This is a genomic window from Flagellimonas amphidinii (genome assembly GCF_013090115.1).
Lineage (GTDB): Bacteria > Bacteroidota > Bacteroidia > Flavobacteriales > Flavobacteriaceae > Flagellimonas > Flagellimonas amphidinii.
Genome location: NZ_JABFNN010000039.1, coordinates 591,763 through 609,149, shown reverse-complemented (window position 1 = coordinate 609,149; position 17,387 = coordinate 591,763). Strand labels below are relative to the sequence as shown.

General features: G+C 38.9%; 19 protein-coding genes. 9 read left to right on the top strand and 10 right to left on the bottom strand.

Annotated features, from left to right (window positions below):
* Positions 1-57: 57 nt before the first annotated feature.
* The 3 genes from HJC33_RS14670 to HJC33_RS14660 all read right to left on the bottom strand — a co-directional run bounded on the left by HJC33_RS14670 (position 58) and on the right by HJC33_RS14660 (position 3,737).
* Positions 58-663: a tRNA (guanine-N1)-methyltransferase gene (locus HJC33_RS14670; RefSeq protein WP_171659566.1), complete on the bottom strand. Its 606-nt coding sequence runs from the start codon at positions 661-663 to the stop codon at positions 58-60.
* Between the two features lie 108 nt (positions 664-771).
* The gene (locus tag HJC33_RS14665) at positions 772-2,220 is read right to left on the bottom strand and encodes a glyceraldehyde-3-phosphate dehydrogenase (RefSeq protein ID WP_171659565.1); all 1,449 of its coding nucleotides are present in this window, start codon (positions 2,218-2,220) and stop codon (positions 772-774) included.
* Between the two features lie 125 nt (positions 2,221-2,345).
* Positions 2,346-3,737, bottom strand: coding sequence for a S1C family serine protease (locus HJC33_RS14660; protein WP_171659564.1), 1,392 nt, complete (start codon positions 3,735-3,737; stop codon positions 2,346-2,348).
* 132 nt (positions 3,738-3,869) lie between these two features.
* Between HJC33_RS14660 and dapF the strand changes: the two genes are divergently transcribed.
* From dapF to HJC33_RS14640, 4 genes are all read left to right on the top strand, one after another.
* Positions 3,870-4,646: a diaminopimelate epimerase gene (gene dapF / locus HJC33_RS14655; RefSeq protein WP_171659563.1), complete on the top strand. Its 777-nt coding sequence runs from the start codon at positions 3,870-3,872 to the stop codon at positions 4,644-4,646.
* Positions 4,640-5,173, top strand: coding sequence for a GNAT family N-acetyltransferase (locus HJC33_RS14650; protein ID WP_171659562.1), 534 nt, complete (start codon positions 4,640-4,642; stop codon positions 5,171-5,173). Before dapF ends, HJC33_RS14650 begins: the two co-directional genes overlap by 7 nt.
* Positions 5,163-6,206 (top strand): endolytic transglycosylase MltG, encoded by a 1,044-nt coding sequence (gene mltG, locus HJC33_RS14645; RefSeq protein WP_171659561.1) that lies wholly within the window; start codon positions 5,163-5,165, stop codon positions 6,204-6,206. Before HJC33_RS14650 ends, mltG begins: the two co-directional genes overlap by 11 nt.
* A 160-nt stretch (positions 6,207-6,366) precedes the next feature.
* Positions 6,367-7,011 carry a hypothetical protein gene (locus HJC33_RS14640; RefSeq protein WP_171659560.1) on the top strand — a complete coding sequence of 215 codons (645 nt, stop codon included), beginning with the start codon at positions 6,367-6,369 and terminating at the stop codon, positions 7,009-7,011.
* A gap of 52 nt (positions 7,012-7,063) precedes the next feature.
* Here the strand turns inward: HJC33_RS14640 and HJC33_RS14635 are convergent, their stop codons facing one another.
* From HJC33_RS14635 to dnaA, 3 genes are read right to left on the bottom strand one after another with little or no spacing between them, the layout of a single operon-like run.
* Positions 7,064-7,792 (bottom strand): SAM-dependent methyltransferase, encoded by a 729-nt coding sequence (locus HJC33_RS14635; protein ID WP_171659559.1) that lies wholly within the window; start codon positions 7,790-7,792, stop codon positions 7,064-7,066.
* Between the two features lie 8 nt (positions 7,793-7,800).
* A complete protein-coding gene (locus HJC33_RS14630) occupies positions 7,801-8,253 on the bottom strand; it encodes a low molecular weight protein-tyrosine-phosphatase (RefSeq protein WP_171659558.1) in 453 nt (150 codons plus the stop codon).
* Positions 8,254-8,266: 13 nt separating this feature from the next.
* Positions 8,267-9,691 carry a chromosomal replication initiator protein DnaA gene (gene dnaA, locus HJC33_RS14625; protein ID WP_171659557.1) on the bottom strand — a complete coding sequence of 475 codons (1,425 nt, stop codon included), beginning with the start codon at positions 9,689-9,691 and terminating at the stop codon, positions 8,267-8,269.
* Between the two features lie 203 nt (positions 9,692-9,894).
* Between dnaA and HJC33_RS14620 the strand changes: the two genes are divergently transcribed.
* Positions 9,895-10,293, top strand: a complete 399-nt coding sequence (locus HJC33_RS14620; RefSeq protein WP_171659556.1) for an acyl-CoA thioesterase — start codon at positions 9,895-9,897, stop codon at positions 10,291-10,293.
* Here HJC33_RS14620 and HJC33_RS14615 read toward each other — a convergent pair.
* Genes HJC33_RS14615 through ribD form a run of 4 tightly spaced genes read right to left on the bottom strand, consistent with a single transcriptional unit; the run spans position 10,290 to position 13,412 of the window.
* Positions 10,290-10,901 (bottom strand): IMPACT family protein, encoded by a 612-nt coding sequence (locus tag HJC33_RS14615; protein ID WP_171659555.1) that lies wholly within the window; start codon positions 10,899-10,901, stop codon positions 10,290-10,292. The two genes, HJC33_RS14620 and HJC33_RS14615, sit on opposite strands and share 4 nt — an antisense overlap.
* On the bottom strand, positions 10,901-11,764 hold the full coding sequence (locus HJC33_RS14610; protein WP_171659554.1) for an EamA family transporter: 864 nt from the start codon (positions 11,762-11,764) through the stop codon (positions 10,901-10,903). The genes HJC33_RS14615 and HJC33_RS14610 overlap by 1 nt, the downstream gene beginning before the upstream one ends.
* A complete protein-coding gene (locus HJC33_RS14605; protein WP_171659553.1) occupies positions 11,765-12,367 on the bottom strand; it encodes an HAD family hydrolase in 603 nt (200 codons plus the stop codon).
* Positions 12,360-13,412: a bifunctional diaminohydroxyphosphoribosylaminopyrimidine deaminase/5-amino-6-(5-phosphoribosylamino)uracil reductase RibD gene (gene ribD, locus HJC33_RS14600; RefSeq protein ID WP_171659552.1), complete on the bottom strand. Its 1,053-nt coding sequence runs from the start codon at positions 13,410-13,412 to the stop codon at positions 12,360-12,362. The genes HJC33_RS14605 and ribD overlap by 8 nt, the downstream gene beginning before the upstream one ends.
* Before the next feature lie 20 nt (positions 13,413-13,432).
* On the opposite strand from ribD, the gene HJC33_RS14595 reads away from it, so the two are divergent.
* Genes HJC33_RS14595 through ligA form a run of 4 tightly spaced genes read left to right on the top strand, consistent with a single transcriptional unit; the run spans position 13,433 to position 17,366 of the window.
* Positions 13,433-13,927, top strand: coding sequence for a GNAT family N-acetyltransferase (locus HJC33_RS14595; protein ID WP_216366707.1), 495 nt, complete (start codon positions 13,433-13,435; stop codon positions 13,925-13,927).
* Positions 13,893-14,786, top strand: a complete 894-nt coding sequence (prmC, locus tag HJC33_RS17385) for a peptide chain release factor N(5)-glutamine methyltransferase (protein WP_246245565.1) — start codon at positions 13,893-13,895, stop codon at positions 14,784-14,786. Before HJC33_RS14595 ends, prmC begins: the two co-directional genes overlap by 35 nt.
* Positions 14,787-15,368: an LOG family protein gene (locus HJC33_RS17380; protein WP_246245564.1), complete on the top strand. Its 582-nt coding sequence runs from the start codon at positions 14,787-14,789 to the stop codon at positions 15,366-15,368.
* Positions 15,369-17,366: an NAD-dependent DNA ligase LigA gene (gene ligA / locus HJC33_RS14585; RefSeq protein WP_171659551.1), complete on the top strand. Its 1,998-nt coding sequence runs from the start codon at positions 15,369-15,371 to the stop codon at positions 17,364-17,366. It begins immediately after the preceding gene.
* The last annotated feature ends 21 nt before the right edge of the window (positions 17,367-17,387 follow it).

Genomic DNA, 17,387 nt, shown 5'->3' with positions numbered 1-17,387 from the left:
GTTGTGTTTATATAATAGGCTGCAAAATTAAAAAGGCTTCCTTTAGGAAGCCCGAGACTATTTTTTCTGTTTGTTCAGTTCATCCTGGAGCTGTCGGCTTATTTTTTGTTCTCGTTCTAAAGCTCTTCGCCTATGGTCTTCATATTCTTGTTCCAAATCGGCCAAAGCTGTTTTAGCTTGATGTGTAAGGGTATTACTGTTCCTAAACTTATAAATAAAAAATAATAGAAACAGTAATAAAGCTACTATAATGGCCCATAGCAAGAATTTATATGTTCCTTTGCTTATCAATGCACCAAAGAATGAAATACTGTCTTTCTCTTTGGTTGTGGTATTTAGTTTTTGTGTGGTATCCTGTAATTTGGTGTTGAGGTCCTCTATTTCTGCCTTATTGGCAGTAATAGTTGCGGATAAATCCTTGATGGATGAGTTGGCCGTGTTGATGGAATCAAAAATATTTTTTTTGATTTGATTTAAGGCGGACAAGCGAATTACTTCATACCGAATACCATTGGCTGAATAGTTGCCGGATTTCCTTTCCAATTCCCTGAACTGTCCTACCAAGGATTGGTCTTGGGTATCATCAGTTTCTTGATTTTGCGCATTAACGGCAAAGAATGTGGTAAGTAAGGTTAGGGTACAGAAAATTTGTAATCGCTTCATGGTCAATGTTCTTATTAATTTAGATTGTAGGGTAGAGCGAAATTACACCAATAAACCAAAAATCAAAAGAAAAACTGTTTTAGCAGTATGTTGACTGCTTTGTTACTATTAATAATAGGTATATCTGCGAACCTTAGCAATATATTTGGCCAGGCGTATAACCTGATGGGAATAACCATATTCATTATCATACCAAATATATAGAACAATACTTTTGCCATCGCCGGATACCAAAGTGGCCTTGCTGTCATAAATTGATGGGGCGGATGCTCCTACAATATCGGAAGAGACCAGTTCATTACTCAGGGAATATTTGATTTGCTCTACCAAATCCCCTTCTAGAGCATATTTTTTTAGAATGGTATTGAGACTCTCTTTTGTGGTTTTACGCTTCACTTCAAGATTTAGGATGGCCAAAGATCCGTTGGGTACAGGAACCCGTATAGCATTGGAAGTCAACTTTCCTTTTAAAGCAGGCAAGGCCTTCGCCACGGCTGCTCCTGCTCCCGTCTCGGTGATGACCATATTTAGGGCGGCAGCACGACCTCTTCGATATTTTTTATGCATATTGTCCACCAAATTCTGGTCATTGGTGTAAGCGTGAATGGTTTCTAAATGTCCTTTTTTAATGCCGAGCGAGTCTTCAACAACTTTTAAGATAGGAGTAATGGCATTAGTGGTGCATGAAGCTGCTGAGTAAATCTTGGTCTTGTCTGGATCAAACTCTTTGTGGTTGACTCCATGCACTATGTTTGGAACCTCCTTGCCCGGTGCGGTGAGCAAAACTTTGCTGGCACCTTTGGCTTCCAAGTGCCTGGAAAGTGCTTCTTTGTCCCTAAAAACTCCAGTATTGTCAATGATTAGGGCATTGAATATTCCAAATTTGGTGTAATCAATTTTTTCAGGTTTGTCCGCGCTAATGAACTTCACGGTGGTACCATTGATGATCAAGGCCTTGTTTTTTTCATCTACATCTACTGTGCCCATAAATTTTCCATGCACTGAATCAGTTTTCAGCAAAGCTGCTCTTTTTTCAAGAACTTCGTTGTCCAACTCACCCCTCACAACAATTGCTCTTAGTCTAAGCTGGTTGCCTCGGCCTGTTTTTGCCATAAGCTCTCGGGCCACAAGTCTACCTATTCTACCAAACCCATAGAGAACCACATCTTTTGGTTTTATTTCTTTGGACGCTTGGGCATCTTTTAATTTTTCAATGACAAAAGCTTTTACGTTAAGATGGTCATTGTCATCAGAATGATATTCGTAAGTGAGTTTGCCAATATCAAGTTTGGCAGGAGGGAGGCTGATATCGTTGATGGCCCGTAGAATTTCCACAGAATCGAATATGGAAATGGGTTTTTGTACAAATTCTCCAGCGTATTCATGCAAATTGATAATATCGCTTACATTCTTATCTATAATTTGATTTTTAAAAAGAACCACTTCTATAGCCTTGTCATACCATAGGTCGCTAATAATTTTGATGAATTCTGTAGTGGCTTTTCTTCTATCGGCTTGGAACGCAAGTTCCTTTTCGTATGACTTGATGTCGCTCATGGAAGGTAGTAGTTGTATTTAAAAATTTTTGGCAAAAATATATATTTCAAACGTTTTCGTAAAAGTATTTGAAAAGAAAAAAGCACCCATACATGGGTGCTTTCACAAGTTACATATTTTCTTTTTTATTGAAGAATCAAACGCTCTTTCTCACCTTTTTCATTGATCATGGTGAAACTAGTGCGCCCATACCTTGAGATTTCACTGAAATGCTCTTTGGCATCGTCAATATTGGTGATTTCTTTATCATCCACCTCTGTGATGACCTTGTTTTTAAGGTCATACCTACCATATCCTTCAGGAACATCAATGATTTTGACTCCTTTTGATACCCCAAAAGTTTTCTTGTCCTCTTTAGATAAATTTTTCACCATAAATCCTGTCATGGGAAGAATGATGGTTTGTTGTTTTTTAAGCGTTACATTTTTAGTGATACTCTTTCCGTCCCTGTCAATAATCACCTTTACAACGTCTCCCGGTCTCTTGGAAGATAGATATCCTGAAAGTTCAGAGAATTTGTTCACCAATATATTGTCCACACGTTTGATGATATCTCCTTCTTGCAGACCTGCATCGGCTGCACCGGAATCTTCACTGATTTGGGAAATGTAAACACCCTCAATTTCGTCCAGACCCATCTCCATGGCCTGTTTGGAGTTAACATTGGCAGCAGAGATTCCTAATAGACCTTTTTGAACATTACCATATTCCATAATATCTTCCACCACTTTTCTGGCAATGTTGCTGGGAACTGCAAAAGCATAACCCACATAGGATCCCGTTTGTGAGGTAATAGCGGTGTTGATACCAATAAGATCGCCGTTGGTGTTTACAAGAGCACCACCACTGTTACCGGGGTTTACGGCAGCATCAGTTTGGATAAAAGATTGATTTCTCCCTAAGGATCTTGCTTTGGCGCTTACAATTCCAGCGGTTACCGTGGATGTTAAATTAAAAGGATTTCCAACAGCCAATACCCATTCGCCAATTTGTGCATTGTCAGAATCTCCAAAAGCCAAATAAGGCAGCGCTTGTTCCACTTCAATTTTGATTAGGGCGATATCGGAATCAGAATCAGCACCAATTACCTCTGCTTCATATGTCTTGTTATTGTTCAAGGTAACTTCCAATTGACTAGATTGTGCAATAACATGGTTGTTGGTCACTATATATCCATCAGGGGAAATAATAACCCCTGAACCCGTACCGACCTGAGGTGTTTGTCTACGCTCAAAACCATAGAAAAAATCTGAAAGACTGGTTTGCCCTTTTGTAGTGGTCAAGTTCTTAACGTGTACTACGGCATTTACCGTTTTTTCAGCGGCAAGAGTGAAATCAACTTCATTAATTCCTGCGCCCTTCGCGGACACCGGTAAGTTACTGGTACTTAAAACTGGCATTTGCTGCTCAGAAGTGACCATTGTATAGCTGTCTTTTTCAAAAAATAGTTTGTAGGCTCCCAAAGTAATTGCTCCAGCAAATATGGAAACCAAAAATAAACTGGCTATTCTCTTCATATTCAATAATTATTTAACATTTAGCAGTAACAAAATTAAATCAATTCGTCAGTGACTCGGTCTGTTTAACTCGTTTTTAACTACAAAATTTTCCTTAAAGAATACCCTATATTTGTTCCTTTGTAGGGAATTATGAGGCTACAGTTTTTTAAATATCAGGGAACGGGTAACGATTTTGTAATTATTGACAATCGACAAGAGTTTTTTCCTAAAAACGATACCGATCTTATTGGGAGGTTATGTGACCGTAAGTTCGGCATTGGTGCAGATGGTTTGATTCTTCTGGAAAATGATGAAGCATCTGATTTTAAAATGGTCTATTTTAATGCTGATGGTAATGAAAGTAGTATGTGTGGAAATGGAGGTAGATGCTTGGTCGCTTTTGCACATTTTTTAGGCATTATTGATAAAGAAACCACTTTCAATGCCATTGATGGGCTTCATTTTGCCAGTATTGATGGTGAGACGGTTCACTTAAAAATGGTGGATGTCAGTGAGGTAAAGCAAAAACCAGCTTATAGTTTTTTGGATACTGGATCACCGCACCATGTACAATTGGTTGGGGATTTGGAGCATTTTGATGTAAAGAAAGAAGGAGAAAAACTTAGATATGGCCTTTACGGGAAATCTGGTAGCAACATCAATTTTGTAGAGCAGGCAGCAGATGATGTATTTACTGTTAGAACATACGAGCGCGGGGTAGAGGATGAGACCTTGTCTTGTGGTACAGGTGTTACTGCGGTAGCTTTGGCCATGCATGGAGCAGGGAAAACAGCTTCCAATACTGTGAAAATAAATACTCCAGGAGGAGATTTGTCCATCAGCTTTGAGCAGTTGAACGGTGGATACACCAATGTTTTTCTAAAAGGCCCAGCCAAACAAGTTTATAAAGGAGAAATTGAATGTTGAACTTGAAAGGGGAACATCTTTATCTGAGAGCTTTGGAACCAAAGGATTTAGATTTTCTATATCAGTTGGAAAATGATACTACCATTTGGGAAGTCAGTGGTACTTTGAAACCTTACTCTAGAAAAGTGCTCAAACTTTATTTGGAAAATGCCCATAGGGATATTTATGAGGTGAAACAATTAAGGTTGTGTATTTGCAATATGGATGATGAGTGCATTGGTCTAATTGATTTGTTTGATTTTGACCCTAAACATCGAAGAGCAGGAGTGGGTATAGTGATTGCAAATCCAGATGAGCGAAATAAAGGGTTGGGAGCCGAAGCGATATCTCTTCTAAGTGATTATGCCTTCACAACTTTGGACCTCCATCAACTTTATGCCAATATCATGGAAGAAAACAAACCCAGTATCCATTTGTTTCAAAAAATGGGTTTTGAGAAAGTTGGGGTCAAAAAAGAATGGGTCAGGACAAGTTCTGGCTTTAAGAATGAAATTATGTTTCAAAAGATAAACACCAATGTATCTTAAGAAAGTATTTTGGGCGGCAGCTATACTTGGACTTGTGATTTGTGGCTTTATAGCTTATCAGATTTATGGGGCCATTTTCAACCCCAACACACAATTTAATAACGAAGAAGCCTTTGTGTACATCCCTTCGGATGCATCATTTACTGATGTTACAACTTCTTTACAACCTTTGCTGAAAGATGTCTCCACTTTTGAGGCGGTAGCCGGTCGTAAAGGTTACACTACGAATATCAAACCGGGAAAATATGCAATAAAAAAGGGGATGAACAATAATGAGATTATCAATACCCTTCGTAGTGGAAACATTCCGGTAAGAGTTTCTTTTAATAACCAAGAGTCTTTAGGTGCTTTGGCCGGAAGAATTTCCGAACAAATTGAAGCAGATAGTCTTTCTCTTTTAAAGGCTTTCAATGATGGACAATTTTTGGGTGAAGCTGGTTTTGATGATGATAGTAAATTAGGGATGTACCTTCCCAATACCTATGAGTTCTTCTGGAATACCGGTGCTGATGGTTTTAGGGATAGAATGTTGAAGGAATATAAGCGATTCTGGAATGAGGATAGATTGAAAAAAGCTCAGACCCAAGGATTGAGTCCTGCAGAAGTTATTGCCTTGGCAGCTGTTGTTCAAAAAGAAACGGTAAAAGCCGATGAACGTCCCCGTGTAGCTGGAGTGTACCTAAACCGAATTAGGAAGGGTATTTTATTGCAGGCCGACCCCACCGTAATTTTTGCCATCAAAAAAGAAACGGGCAATTATGACACTATTATAAAAAGAGTGCTTTTTCGGGATTTGGAAATGGAATCACCATACAATACCTATAAATATGCAGGCATTCCTCCTGGGCCGATTACCATGCCAGATATGTCTTCTATAGAGGCTGTTTTGAATCCAGAAAAGCACGATTATTTATATTTTGTTGCCGATGTTTCTAATTTTGGATATCACATTTTTGCCAAGACCTTGGCGCAGCATAACCGAAATAAAGTGCAGTATATCCGATGGCTCAATAACCAAAAAGTGTACAGATAAGTACGCTTTAGCGTTAATTTCCAGCACTTTAACGTATTTTGGGCTTCATTTATGAAAATCTTAAGAGCTTTATAATTGCCATAAAAAAGTCTCCCCCTATATTTGCCGGCCGAAATTAACTTTACAGCTGTAGAGCTCTGAAGTTCTAAATATGAACATTATGAAAAGATGGATAGGTTTTATAGTACATCTTGCCATGATTGTAATCTTAACCAGTTTTGGTTCGTATACTTGGGAAAAGAAGACGAATCAAAAAGTTCCTGAATCACTTCAGGTGATTTTTAATGTGGAACACAACCACCCCCAAGGTTCTTCTGCATATCAAGATGATGCAGACGTAGCATCTCCTTTTTTGGGAAGCTCTTATAATGGGTTTAAAGAAGCTTTGGCTTTTAAGGAATCTCAAGGAAAGTATGATGTGGTGAATACGCTGGGCTATCTTGGTAAATATCAGTTTGGATTGAGCACACTAAATTTAATGGGAGTGCGCAATGCTACGGATTTTTTGAACAGTCCTGTATTGCAAGAAAAAACTTTTGATACCAATATTGCTCGTAATAAATGGATATTGCGAAGGTATATCAAACGATTTACAGGGAAAAGAATTAGGGGAGTTGAGATTACGGAATCTGGCATATTGGCTGCAGCACATTTGGCTGGAGCCGGAAATGTAAAGAAGTATCTACGTTCTTATGGACAAAATGATGTATCAGATGCCTATGGAAGCAATATTTCGCACTACATGAAAAAATTTGCAGGATATGATATTTCTGCAATCAAACAGAAAAAGAACCCAAAGGTTTAGTTTAAAATTGAAAACAATATGGAAAAAGCCCGGAGGATTACTTCGGGTTTTTTTATGCTTGTATAATATAGATGGTCGGTCTTTTGTCCAAGTCTACGTTAATTTCGCTCCACTCATGCACAATCTTGGTCTTAATGAATTCAGTGGCAAGGGTAATATCGGTGGCAATACACAAACGAGTTCCTTTTTGCAAGGTTTTAATCAATTCCTGTAACAGTTTATTGTTGCGGTAAGGAGTTTCCATAAAAATTTGGGATTGTCCCTTCTCGCGCGATATTCGTTCCAAGTTTTTAATCTTGACTTTTCGCTCCGCATTATCAATGGGCAAATATCCATTAAATGCAAAGTTTTGTCCGTTCATACCACTTGACATCATGGCCATCAAAATAGAAGAAGGTCCGACCAAAGGAACAACTTGAATCCTTTTTTCATGTGCGACTTGCACCACTACTGCTCCGGGGTCTGCAATTCCTGGGCAACCTGCTTCGGAGAGCACCCCAACATCAAGCCCTTGAATACAGGGATTCAGATAGGAAGGTATTACTGCAGGGTCCGTGTATTTGTTGAGTGTTTCTATATGTAAGCTTGGTTGAGGTTTGCTAGGGGATATCTTTTTAATAAAACGTCTAGCAGTTTTTTCATTCTCAACAATATAATGGTCAATATTCTCTATGGTTCTTTTGATGGAAATGGGAAGCACTTCCAAAGGAGCATTATCTCCTAGGGTAGTTGGTATTAAATAAACTTTTCCTAGAACCAGGCTTGGTTTGGTGTCTTCCATAGGTTCATTCAGTTCAGTTTTGCCGCAATAAAATCACAGGCCGTATTGATTAGTTCGTAAACATACTCAAATCCATCGGTTCCTCCATAATATGGGTCAGGTACTTCGTCCAGTTCAACATTGGACTCGTCCAGCAGCAATTTTACTTTTTGAATTTGCGCTTCATTTTGGGCCAATTGTAACACATTGGATAGATTGCTTTTGTCCATGACATAAATCCAATCAAATTCCTCAAAATCAATTTTGGAAAATTTCCTGCATTTTTGATGACCAATGTTTAGTCCATGTCTTTGTGCAACAGCAACAGATCTTTTATCAGGGGGATTGCCAACATGGTATCCTGCAGTGCCAGCAGAATCGACATATACTTTATCCGGATTCACTTTGGATTTAAGAATGCCTTCGGCCAAAGGTGATCTGCAAATATTACCTAGGCAGACCATCAAAACTTTGGTTTTCATCAAACAAAAAGGGTTAGGAGAATTTTTTGTTGAGGTCTTCTATGTATTTTCTGAATTGTTTGTCGGTCTCCGCTAGGTTGTCTACGGTCTTACAGGCATGTAAAACTGTAGCGTGGTCTCTTTTTCCTATTTGGGAGCCAATACTGGCCAAGGAAGCCTTAGTGAACTTTTTTGCAAAGAACATGGCCAATTGCCTAGCCTGAACAATATGTCTTTTTCGTGTTTTGGATTGCAGCGTGGCAACATCCATTTCAAAATAGTCCGAAACTACTTTTTGAATATAGTCAATGGAAACTTCACGTTTGGTGTTCTTTACGAATTTTTCCACTACCTGCTGGGCCAACTCCAAAGTAACCTCACGTTTATTAAAAGAGGACTGCGCTATCAAAGAAATAATGGCACCTTCCAACTCTCTAATGTTGGTTTTGATGTTTTTGGCCACATGATCTATGATGTCTTCTGGCATTTCAACGCCATCACGGTACAATTTATTTTTCAATATGGATACCCTGGTCTCATAATCTGGACTCTGCAACTCTGCTGAAAGTCCCCATTTGAAACGAGAAAGCAAACGTTGCTCAATGTCCTGCATATCAACGGGAGCTTTGTCCGAAGTCAAGATTACCTGTTTGCCATTCTGATGCAGGTGATTGAATATATGGAAGAAAACATCTTGTGTTCCAGATTTACCAGATAAGAATTGTACATCATCTATAATGAGCACATCGATCAACTGGTAAAAGTGGATGAAATCATTTCGCGTATTTTTCTTTACCGACTCTATATATTGTTGGGTAAACTTTTCCGCTGAAATATACAGTACTGTCTTTTCTGGATATTTATCCTTTATTTCTACCCCAATAGCATGTGCCAAGTGAGTTTTACCCAGACCCACGCCACCAAAAATCAACAAAGGATTAAAAGAGGTTCCCCCAGGTTTGTTGGCCACGGCCATACCAGCTGATCTTGCCAAACGGTTGGAATCGCCTTCCAAGAAATTTTCAAAATTATAATTGGGATTCAGTTGGGATTCAATTTTAATATTGCGAATCCCTGGAATCACAAATGGATTTTTTAATTCAGGACTTTTGGAAGTAATGGGGACGTCCAATTCCTGAGGGCCAACGGCGGTACGATTGGAACTTGGAATTTGCTCCGTAAAAGGCTCTTTGTTCCCGTACTTGTTTTCCATTTTTATGATATAGACGAGCTTGGCGTTGCTTCCAAGTTCTCTGGTAAGAGCTACCTTCAACAGCTTTACATAATGCTCTTCCAACCATTCATAAAAGAATTTGCTGGGAACTTGAATGCTCAAAGCTTTATCTGCTAATTTGATAGGCTTAATAGGCTCAAACCATGTTTTGAATGCCTGCGGTTGGATATTATCCTGGATAAAAGCCAAACAGTTTTTCCATACGGAATTTGCAGTGACACTCATAAAAGTTTTTCCTTGTTTTGTTGGTTAGCTTTATTACTTTAGATATAACATCCGGGGGTTCTTAGATGCTAATTGGATGCGACAAATATGTGAACAAATCTTTTAAAAAAAAAATACTTTTGTCGTTGAATATTCTCTTTTTTTTTCGCATGTTACCCGAATGTTAAGCAAGCCTCTAAATATATAATTTTTCATTTAAAAATATGCGGTTAAATTCATTTTCTTTTCGCGTACGCTACGAAGAAACCGACCAAATGGGTGTGGTTTACCATGGCAACTATGCGCAATATCTGGAATTGGGCAGAGTGGAGTGGTTGAGAGCTTTGGGAGTCACTTACAGGGGCATGGAGGAAAACGGAATCATGCTGCCCGTAATTTCCTTACACATTGATTATAAAAAGCCTGCGCTCTACGATGATTTAATTACGGTTGAAACCAAACTGGTAAAAACACCATTGATAAAAATAGAATTTGACTATGCTATTTATAATGAAGCAAGGGAACTGTTGGCAACTGCCCATACAGTTTTAGCATTTATCAATAAAAAAACAAACAAGCCTGTTAAGTGCCCAGAATATGTTTTGGAAAGAATAGTTCCCTAGTTCATTTCTTTAACAGTTACTTTTTGCATTTCCTCAAAAAGCTGATAGGTTGCATAGGCTTCGCTCTGTCTAACAGAGATGAACAATGTGCAATCCAGTTCCATTTGTTGCGATAGGATAGTAATTCCTTTTTGTTTGATGGCGCGCATTACTTTGTCCATTTCTGCATAACCAAAAGATAGCATAAAGCAAGACTCAATTGTTTTTTCAATGATTGGGGCGTTTTCCAAAGTCATTTGCGCAGCAGTTCTATATGCGCTGATAAGTCCGCCAACTCCTAATTTGGTGCCTCCAAAAATTCGGGTAACGGTTACCAATATATTGGTAAGCTCATAGGACTGAATTTGCCCATAAATGGGCATCCCTGCAGAATTATTGGGTTCTCCATCATCATTGGCTCTATATGAATGTGTTTTTTCACCCAGTTGCCAGGCATAACATACATGGTTTGCAGTATGGTATTTTTTCCGTAGAGTTTCGATTATGGGTTTCACTTCATTTTCAGAAGAAATAGGAAACGCCTGTGCATAAAATTTGCTCTTCCTGTCCTTATGTAAAATTTCTTCAGAAGGTTTAGAAATCGTGCGGTATATATCTTCTTCACTCATTAAAACAACGCAACCAGAATTATACTTACAATTGCTAAAGCTACACCGCTCCAATTTTTAAGGCTTAAACGTTCCTTAAAAAGTACTATCCCTACAATTGTGGATAACAATACAATGGCAACATTATTTAGGGTAAACAGGGCAGCGCTATCAAACACATTGGATTTGAGGGCTCTGATAAGAAAATATATTGAAAAATAGTTGGGTACGCCCAAAACAATCCCTCCAAGTACATTTTTAAAATTCAATTTGAGTGGTTTTTGGGAGGATTTCATTAGAATGAAAATACAGCCGGTCAACGCTGCGCACCCAAAAATCATGGAAGAGAAAATAGCAACTTCTTCATTGCTCAAATGTCTTTCCTCAAAATATTTCATACTGGTGTCAATGATTCCAGAGCCTAAAAACACCAAAAGAGGAAGTAGTACATCTTTTTTGTTGATGCTAATATTTTTGGTCTTGACAGAAGCTAAATAAACCGCCCCCAATGCAAGGAAAATTCCCAATACTTGAAGCAGTGATAATTTTTCCTTGAAAAAGATGACTCCAAAAATCACGGGAATGACCAATGACATTTTGGTAGCCACGGAAGCAACTGAAACCCCAGCTACTTGAGCTGTTTTGGCCATCAAATTGAAAATGACAATGAAGAGCACCCCAAGGGCAACAGGTCCCCAAAACCAAGAAGCTTCAATTATTGGTTCTACTTCAATAGGATTCTCGTAAAGGAAAAGACCAACAATACAAGCCACCATATAATTTACTACAATGGCATATAGGGTTTGTACCTTATATATATCAAATAGCTTAAAGACCACAAAGATTAATGTGGAGCTAAGAATACTTAACCCTAGGTCTATCATTTATAAATGCGATTTTAATTGGGTAATGTCCTCTTGACCAACTTGCAGGTTCCAAACATGTATGCCCAGGTCGGCGGCCGAATCGGTATTTTCTTTGGTATCGTCAATAAACAATGTCTCTGTGGAGATCAAATTGTTTTGCTCTAGCACAAATTCAAAAATTTCGCCATCCGGTTTGCGCATTCCCATTTCATAGGATAAATAGAACACCTCAAATGAATCTTTAAATCGGGAATAGTCTTTTGTCCCCATTTGTTGTTTTACAAATTCAATGTGAAGGTCGTTGGTGTTGCTCAAAAGAAATAATCGGTATTGATTTTCCTGTACAAGCTGCTCTAAAAATTGTAGTCGATTCTCTGGAAAATCCAATAAAATGGAATTCCATGCATCAATGAGTTGGGTTTCGTTGGCTCTTGGAAAAAGTTTGGAAACGGTTTCTAAAAAGACCACGGAACTCATCAATCCTTTTTCATAGGTTTTAAAAAGGAAATCCATTTCTGGAGTAAGGCCTGTAAAACCAAATTCCTCCATGGCTTTTGGAGTTGCATTTTTGTCTAAATTGATGAACACATCGCCAAAATCAAAAATGATGTTTTTAATCATTGCGCAATATTGTTAAGTTATCTGATAATAGTTGACGGGTTTCCAATAATCTTCCAGAAATTTTTGGAGCTGATGTTCCTTCTACAAACCGCGCATTTCCTTTAAAGATTCTTGCTTCATCCCACAAGTTTTCATCAATAAAGGTTTGAAGCGTCTGATATCCTCCTTCAACAACTACGCTTGTGATGGAATGTTTGTGCAGCACATTGCAAATTTGAGCGGCCATTGGTTTTGTAAAATCGATCACTTCGTAAATGGCGCTGGATAAATATGTTGATTCATTCTCTATGGCTGTGATGATGATAGTCTTGGCCGATGCATCAAAAACATGAGAATTTGATGGGATTTTTAAAGTTTTATCTATGATGATTCTAATTGGATCATTACCATCCCAACTTCTCACATTCAGTTTGGGATTATCCTCCAAAACAGTATTGGTTCCTGCCAATATTGCTTGCTCTTCACTTCGCCATTGATGCACCAACTGACGTGAATACGCATTGGTTATCCAATAAGGTTCTGGATCAGAATTCCGTTTTTCTTTTTTCGGAGCAATGAAACCATCAACAGTTTCTGCCCACTTCAATATAATGTAGGGGCGTTTTTTTTCTTGGAAGGCCAAAAACCTTTTATGATGTCTCCTACATTCATTCTCCAATACGCCAACGGTGACTTCGCATCCCGATTGTTGTAGCTTTTCAATTCCTTTGCCAGCTACTTTCGCGTGTGGGTCTTTAAGTCCAATAAATACCTTTGGAATTTTATGGGAAGTAATCAAATCAGCACAAGGCGGTGTCTTTCCATAATGGGAGCAAGGCTCTAATGTGACATACAATGTGGATTTGGCCAATAGACTTTTCTCTTTTACAGAATGAATGGCATTCACTTCTGCATGGGAGCCTCCATATGGACTTGTGAAACCTTCGCCAATGATTTTGCCTTCATGCACAATAACACAACCGACCATAGGGTTCGGAGCAGTGGTGCCCAGCCCTTTTTTGCCCAGTTCAATGCACCGGAGGATATATTTTTGGTGTATATTCACAATCGCAAAAATAGGACAATATGCACAATATAGAGGAAGCCCTATTTCGTAAGATCAAGCCTGAAGATAATTTACAAGTAGCCACATTGGTACGCCAAGTTTTACAAGATTTAGGTGTGCCAAAAATTGGATCTGCATATTCTGATAAAGCGTTGGATGACATGTATGCTGCTTATAATGTGCCTAAGGCAGTTTATTATGTGGTAGAATCTAATGGGAAAATTATTGGTTGTGCAGGAATTGCCCAGTTGGATAATTATGAAGGGAACGTTTGCGAACTTCAAAAAATGTATTTTTTGGAAGAGGCAAGAGGTAGAGGACTTGGCTCAAAATTGATATCTGTTTGCTTGGAAAAAGCGAAGGAATTTGGTTTTGAAGGATGTTATCTGGAAACCATGCCTTACATGAAAGCAGCCCAAAAATTATATCAAAAGAACGGATTTGAATACATAGAAGCCCCTATGGGCAATACAGGACATAATGCTTGTCCGGTTTGGATGCTTAAAAAACTATAGGGTGCTTTTAAAGGAAATCAAAGCAATATTTCATGATGAATTGAAACAATACTATCCGCAAGAAGAGATAGATGCTTTTTTTTATGAAATAATTGAACATTATCTGGGATTGGAGCGTTTTGTTTTGGTACTACAGCCAAATCTCACCATAATAAAGGAAGAGGAACAGCCCTTGTTTGAGGCATTGGCCCAACTCAAGTTGGAAAAACCTTTGCAATATGTTTTAGGGAAAGCCCATTTTATGGATTTGGAGCTGGAAGTGAATGAAGCTGTTTTGATTCCAAGGCCAGAAACAGAAGAATTGGTACACTGGATTCTTGAAGATTGGCAAACCAAGAGCAGTCGTGATATAAACATACTGGATATCGGCACCGGGAGTGGGTGTATTGCCATTGCTTTGGCCAAGAGTCTGTCAAATGCCAAAGTATACGCATTGGATGTTTCAGAAAAAGCTTTGGAGGTAGCTCAACGTAATGCCGCGAAGAATGGGGTGGCGGTTGATTTTGTGCATGGTGATATTCTTCAAACCACAAAAGTAAAATTTGAACAAAAGTTTGACATTATAGTTTCCAACCCGCCTTATGTTAGGGAATTGGAGAAGAATGAAATCAAAAAGAACGTAAAGGATTTTGAACCACATTTGGCGCTCTTTGTGCCAGACAACAATCCTTTAAGATTTTACAAGGCTATTTTGGAGTTCGCAAAAGAAAACCTGGTTGATTCAGGGAAGATGTATTTTGAAATCAATCAATATGTAGCGATGGAAACCAAGGCGCTGATGGATGCCCATAATTTTTCTGAAATTGAACTTCGAAAAGATATCTTTGATAATTACAGAATGCTAAAAGGAAACAAATAGATGGAGAAAGTCGCAGTTTTCTGTGGAAGTAGTGATGGTAATGACCCAGAAATCATCAAGAAAGCCTATAAATTGGGTAAAACCCTGTCAAACAGAAGTATGGGATTGGTCTATGGCGGTGCCAAGGTTGGACTTATGGGAAGAGTTGCCAATGGTGCCTTGGACCATAATGGGGAGGTCATCGGTATAATTCCTGATTTTTTGAAGGCAAAAGAAATATTTCATGATAACCTATCAGCATTGATTGTAGTGGAAAGCATGCATGAAAGAAAGACCAAAATGCACGAAATGTCAGATGGGATCATTGCACTTCCAGGGGGTTTTGGTACGTTGGAAGAACTTTTCGAAATGATTACTTGGGGGCAGCTTGGGTTGCATCAAAAACCTATAGGACTGTTAAATACAAACGGTTTTTTTGATGAGATGCTGAATTTTATTGATTCCATGGTATCCAAAGGATTTCTAAAACAAGAAAACAGAGACATGCTTTTGGTTGATGATGATTGCGATGGCCTTCTCAATCAAATGGAAATGTATCGACCAACATTCACTCCAAAATGGATTAAAAAAGAACAAACATAGATGGGTTCAATTCAAGAAAAAATAGCAGCGTTAAGGGAAGAACTTCGCGGGCATAACTACAGCTATTATGTGCTCGACCAACCAACTATATCGGATTATGAATTTGATATGAAGCTTAAGGAACTTCAAAAGTTGGAAGAGGAGTACCCTGAATTTTATGATGCTACATCTCCAACGATAAGAGTTGGAGGAGCGGTGACCAAGAACTTTGAAACCATTCAGCATGAACACCGGATGTATTCCTTGGACAACTCATATTCCAAGGAAGACTTGGAAGATTGGGAAAAACGTATTCAGAGGATTTTGGGCAATGTAGCGGTGGAGTTCACCTGTGAATTGAAATACGATGGGGCCTCCATAAGTTTGACCTATGAGGATGGAAAATTGGTGAGGGCCGTTACCCGTGGTGATGGTTTCCAAGGAGATGATGTAACCACGAACATCAAAACCATAAAATCTGTTCCCTTACAATTGAAAGGTGATTACCCTCCTAAATTTGATATTCGAGGAGAAATTATTCTAACCTTGGACGGTTTTGCCAAAATGAATGCTGAACGTGTTGAAGCAGGTGAGGACCCCTATATGAATCCCAGAAATACAGCTTCAGGAAGTTTAAAGCTTCAGGATAGTGCCTTGGTGGCACAGCGCCCCTTGGAATGTTTGTTGTACAGTATTGTGGGGAACAATCTTCAGATTTCTTCACAATTTGAAGTGCTGGAAAGAGCCCGCTCATGGGGTTTTAAAGTCCCAACAGTAGCCAAATTGTGTAAAACTACTGATGAAGTTTTGGATTTTGTCAATGAATGGGAAATCAGAAGGCACGATTTGCCTTATGAAACTGATGGGGTCGTAATCAAGGTGAATAACTTAAGGCATCAAGATGAGCTCGGCTATACGGCAAAATCTCCCAGATGGGCCATGGCTTACAAATTCAAGGCGGAACAAGTATCTACCGTCTTAAACGAAATCACTTATCAAGTAGGGAGAACGGGGGCTATCACTCCCGTTGCAAACTTAGAACCTGTTTTATTGGCCGGAACAACGGTAAAACGTGCGTCATTGCACAATGCCGACCAGATTGCAAAGTTGGATATTCGTGAAGGCGACACCGTTTTTGTGGAAAAAGGAGGAGAAATTATTCCAAAGATCATTGCAGTTGATTTTACTAAACGTTCTTCGGACTCAACTCCTACACAGTACATTCAATACTGTCCAGAGTGCGGTACAGAATTGATAAGAAAGGAAGGAGAAGCGCAGCATTTTTGTCCAAATGATGTAGGTTGTCCACCGCAAATTACCGGTAGAATCCAACATTTTATTTCTCGAAAGGCCATGGATATTGAAGGTTTGGGAGGTGAAACAGTAGAATTGCTCTTTAAAGAGGGATTGATTGCCAATTATGCAGATTTATACATTCTCACCAAAGAACAAGTAATGCCCTTGGAACGCATGGCGGAAAAGTCGGCGGAAAATCTGGTCAATGGTGTTGCTGCTTCAAAAAACATCCCTTTTGAACGGGTATTGTTTGCTTTGGGAATTCGATATGTTGGAGAAACTGTTGCCAAAAAGTTGGCCAAGGCCTATAAAAATATTGATGCACTGATGGTTTCTTCTGTTGAAGATTTAGTGGCTGTGGATGAGATTGGGGAACGAATTGCGGAAAGTGTGGTGAGCTTTTTTGCAGCAACCTCCAATGTGGAATTGGTGGAACGGTTAAAATCCTACGGACTTCAATTCTCCTTGTCCGAAGAGCAATTGGAAAATCAGACTGAAAAATTAAAAGGTCAGACTTTTGTAGTCTCAGGTGTTTTTACATCCATCAGCAGAAATGAACTTAAAAAGCTTATAGAGGACAATGGGGGTAAAGTGGCTTCTTCTGTTTCTTCTAAAACTACTTTTTTGGTGGCGGGTGAAAATATGGGACCCAGTAAAAGGACCAAGGCCGAAAATTTGGGAGTTCCCATTATATCAGAACAGGAGTTTTTGAAGACGTTATAGATTACTTGGATTAAAAAATAT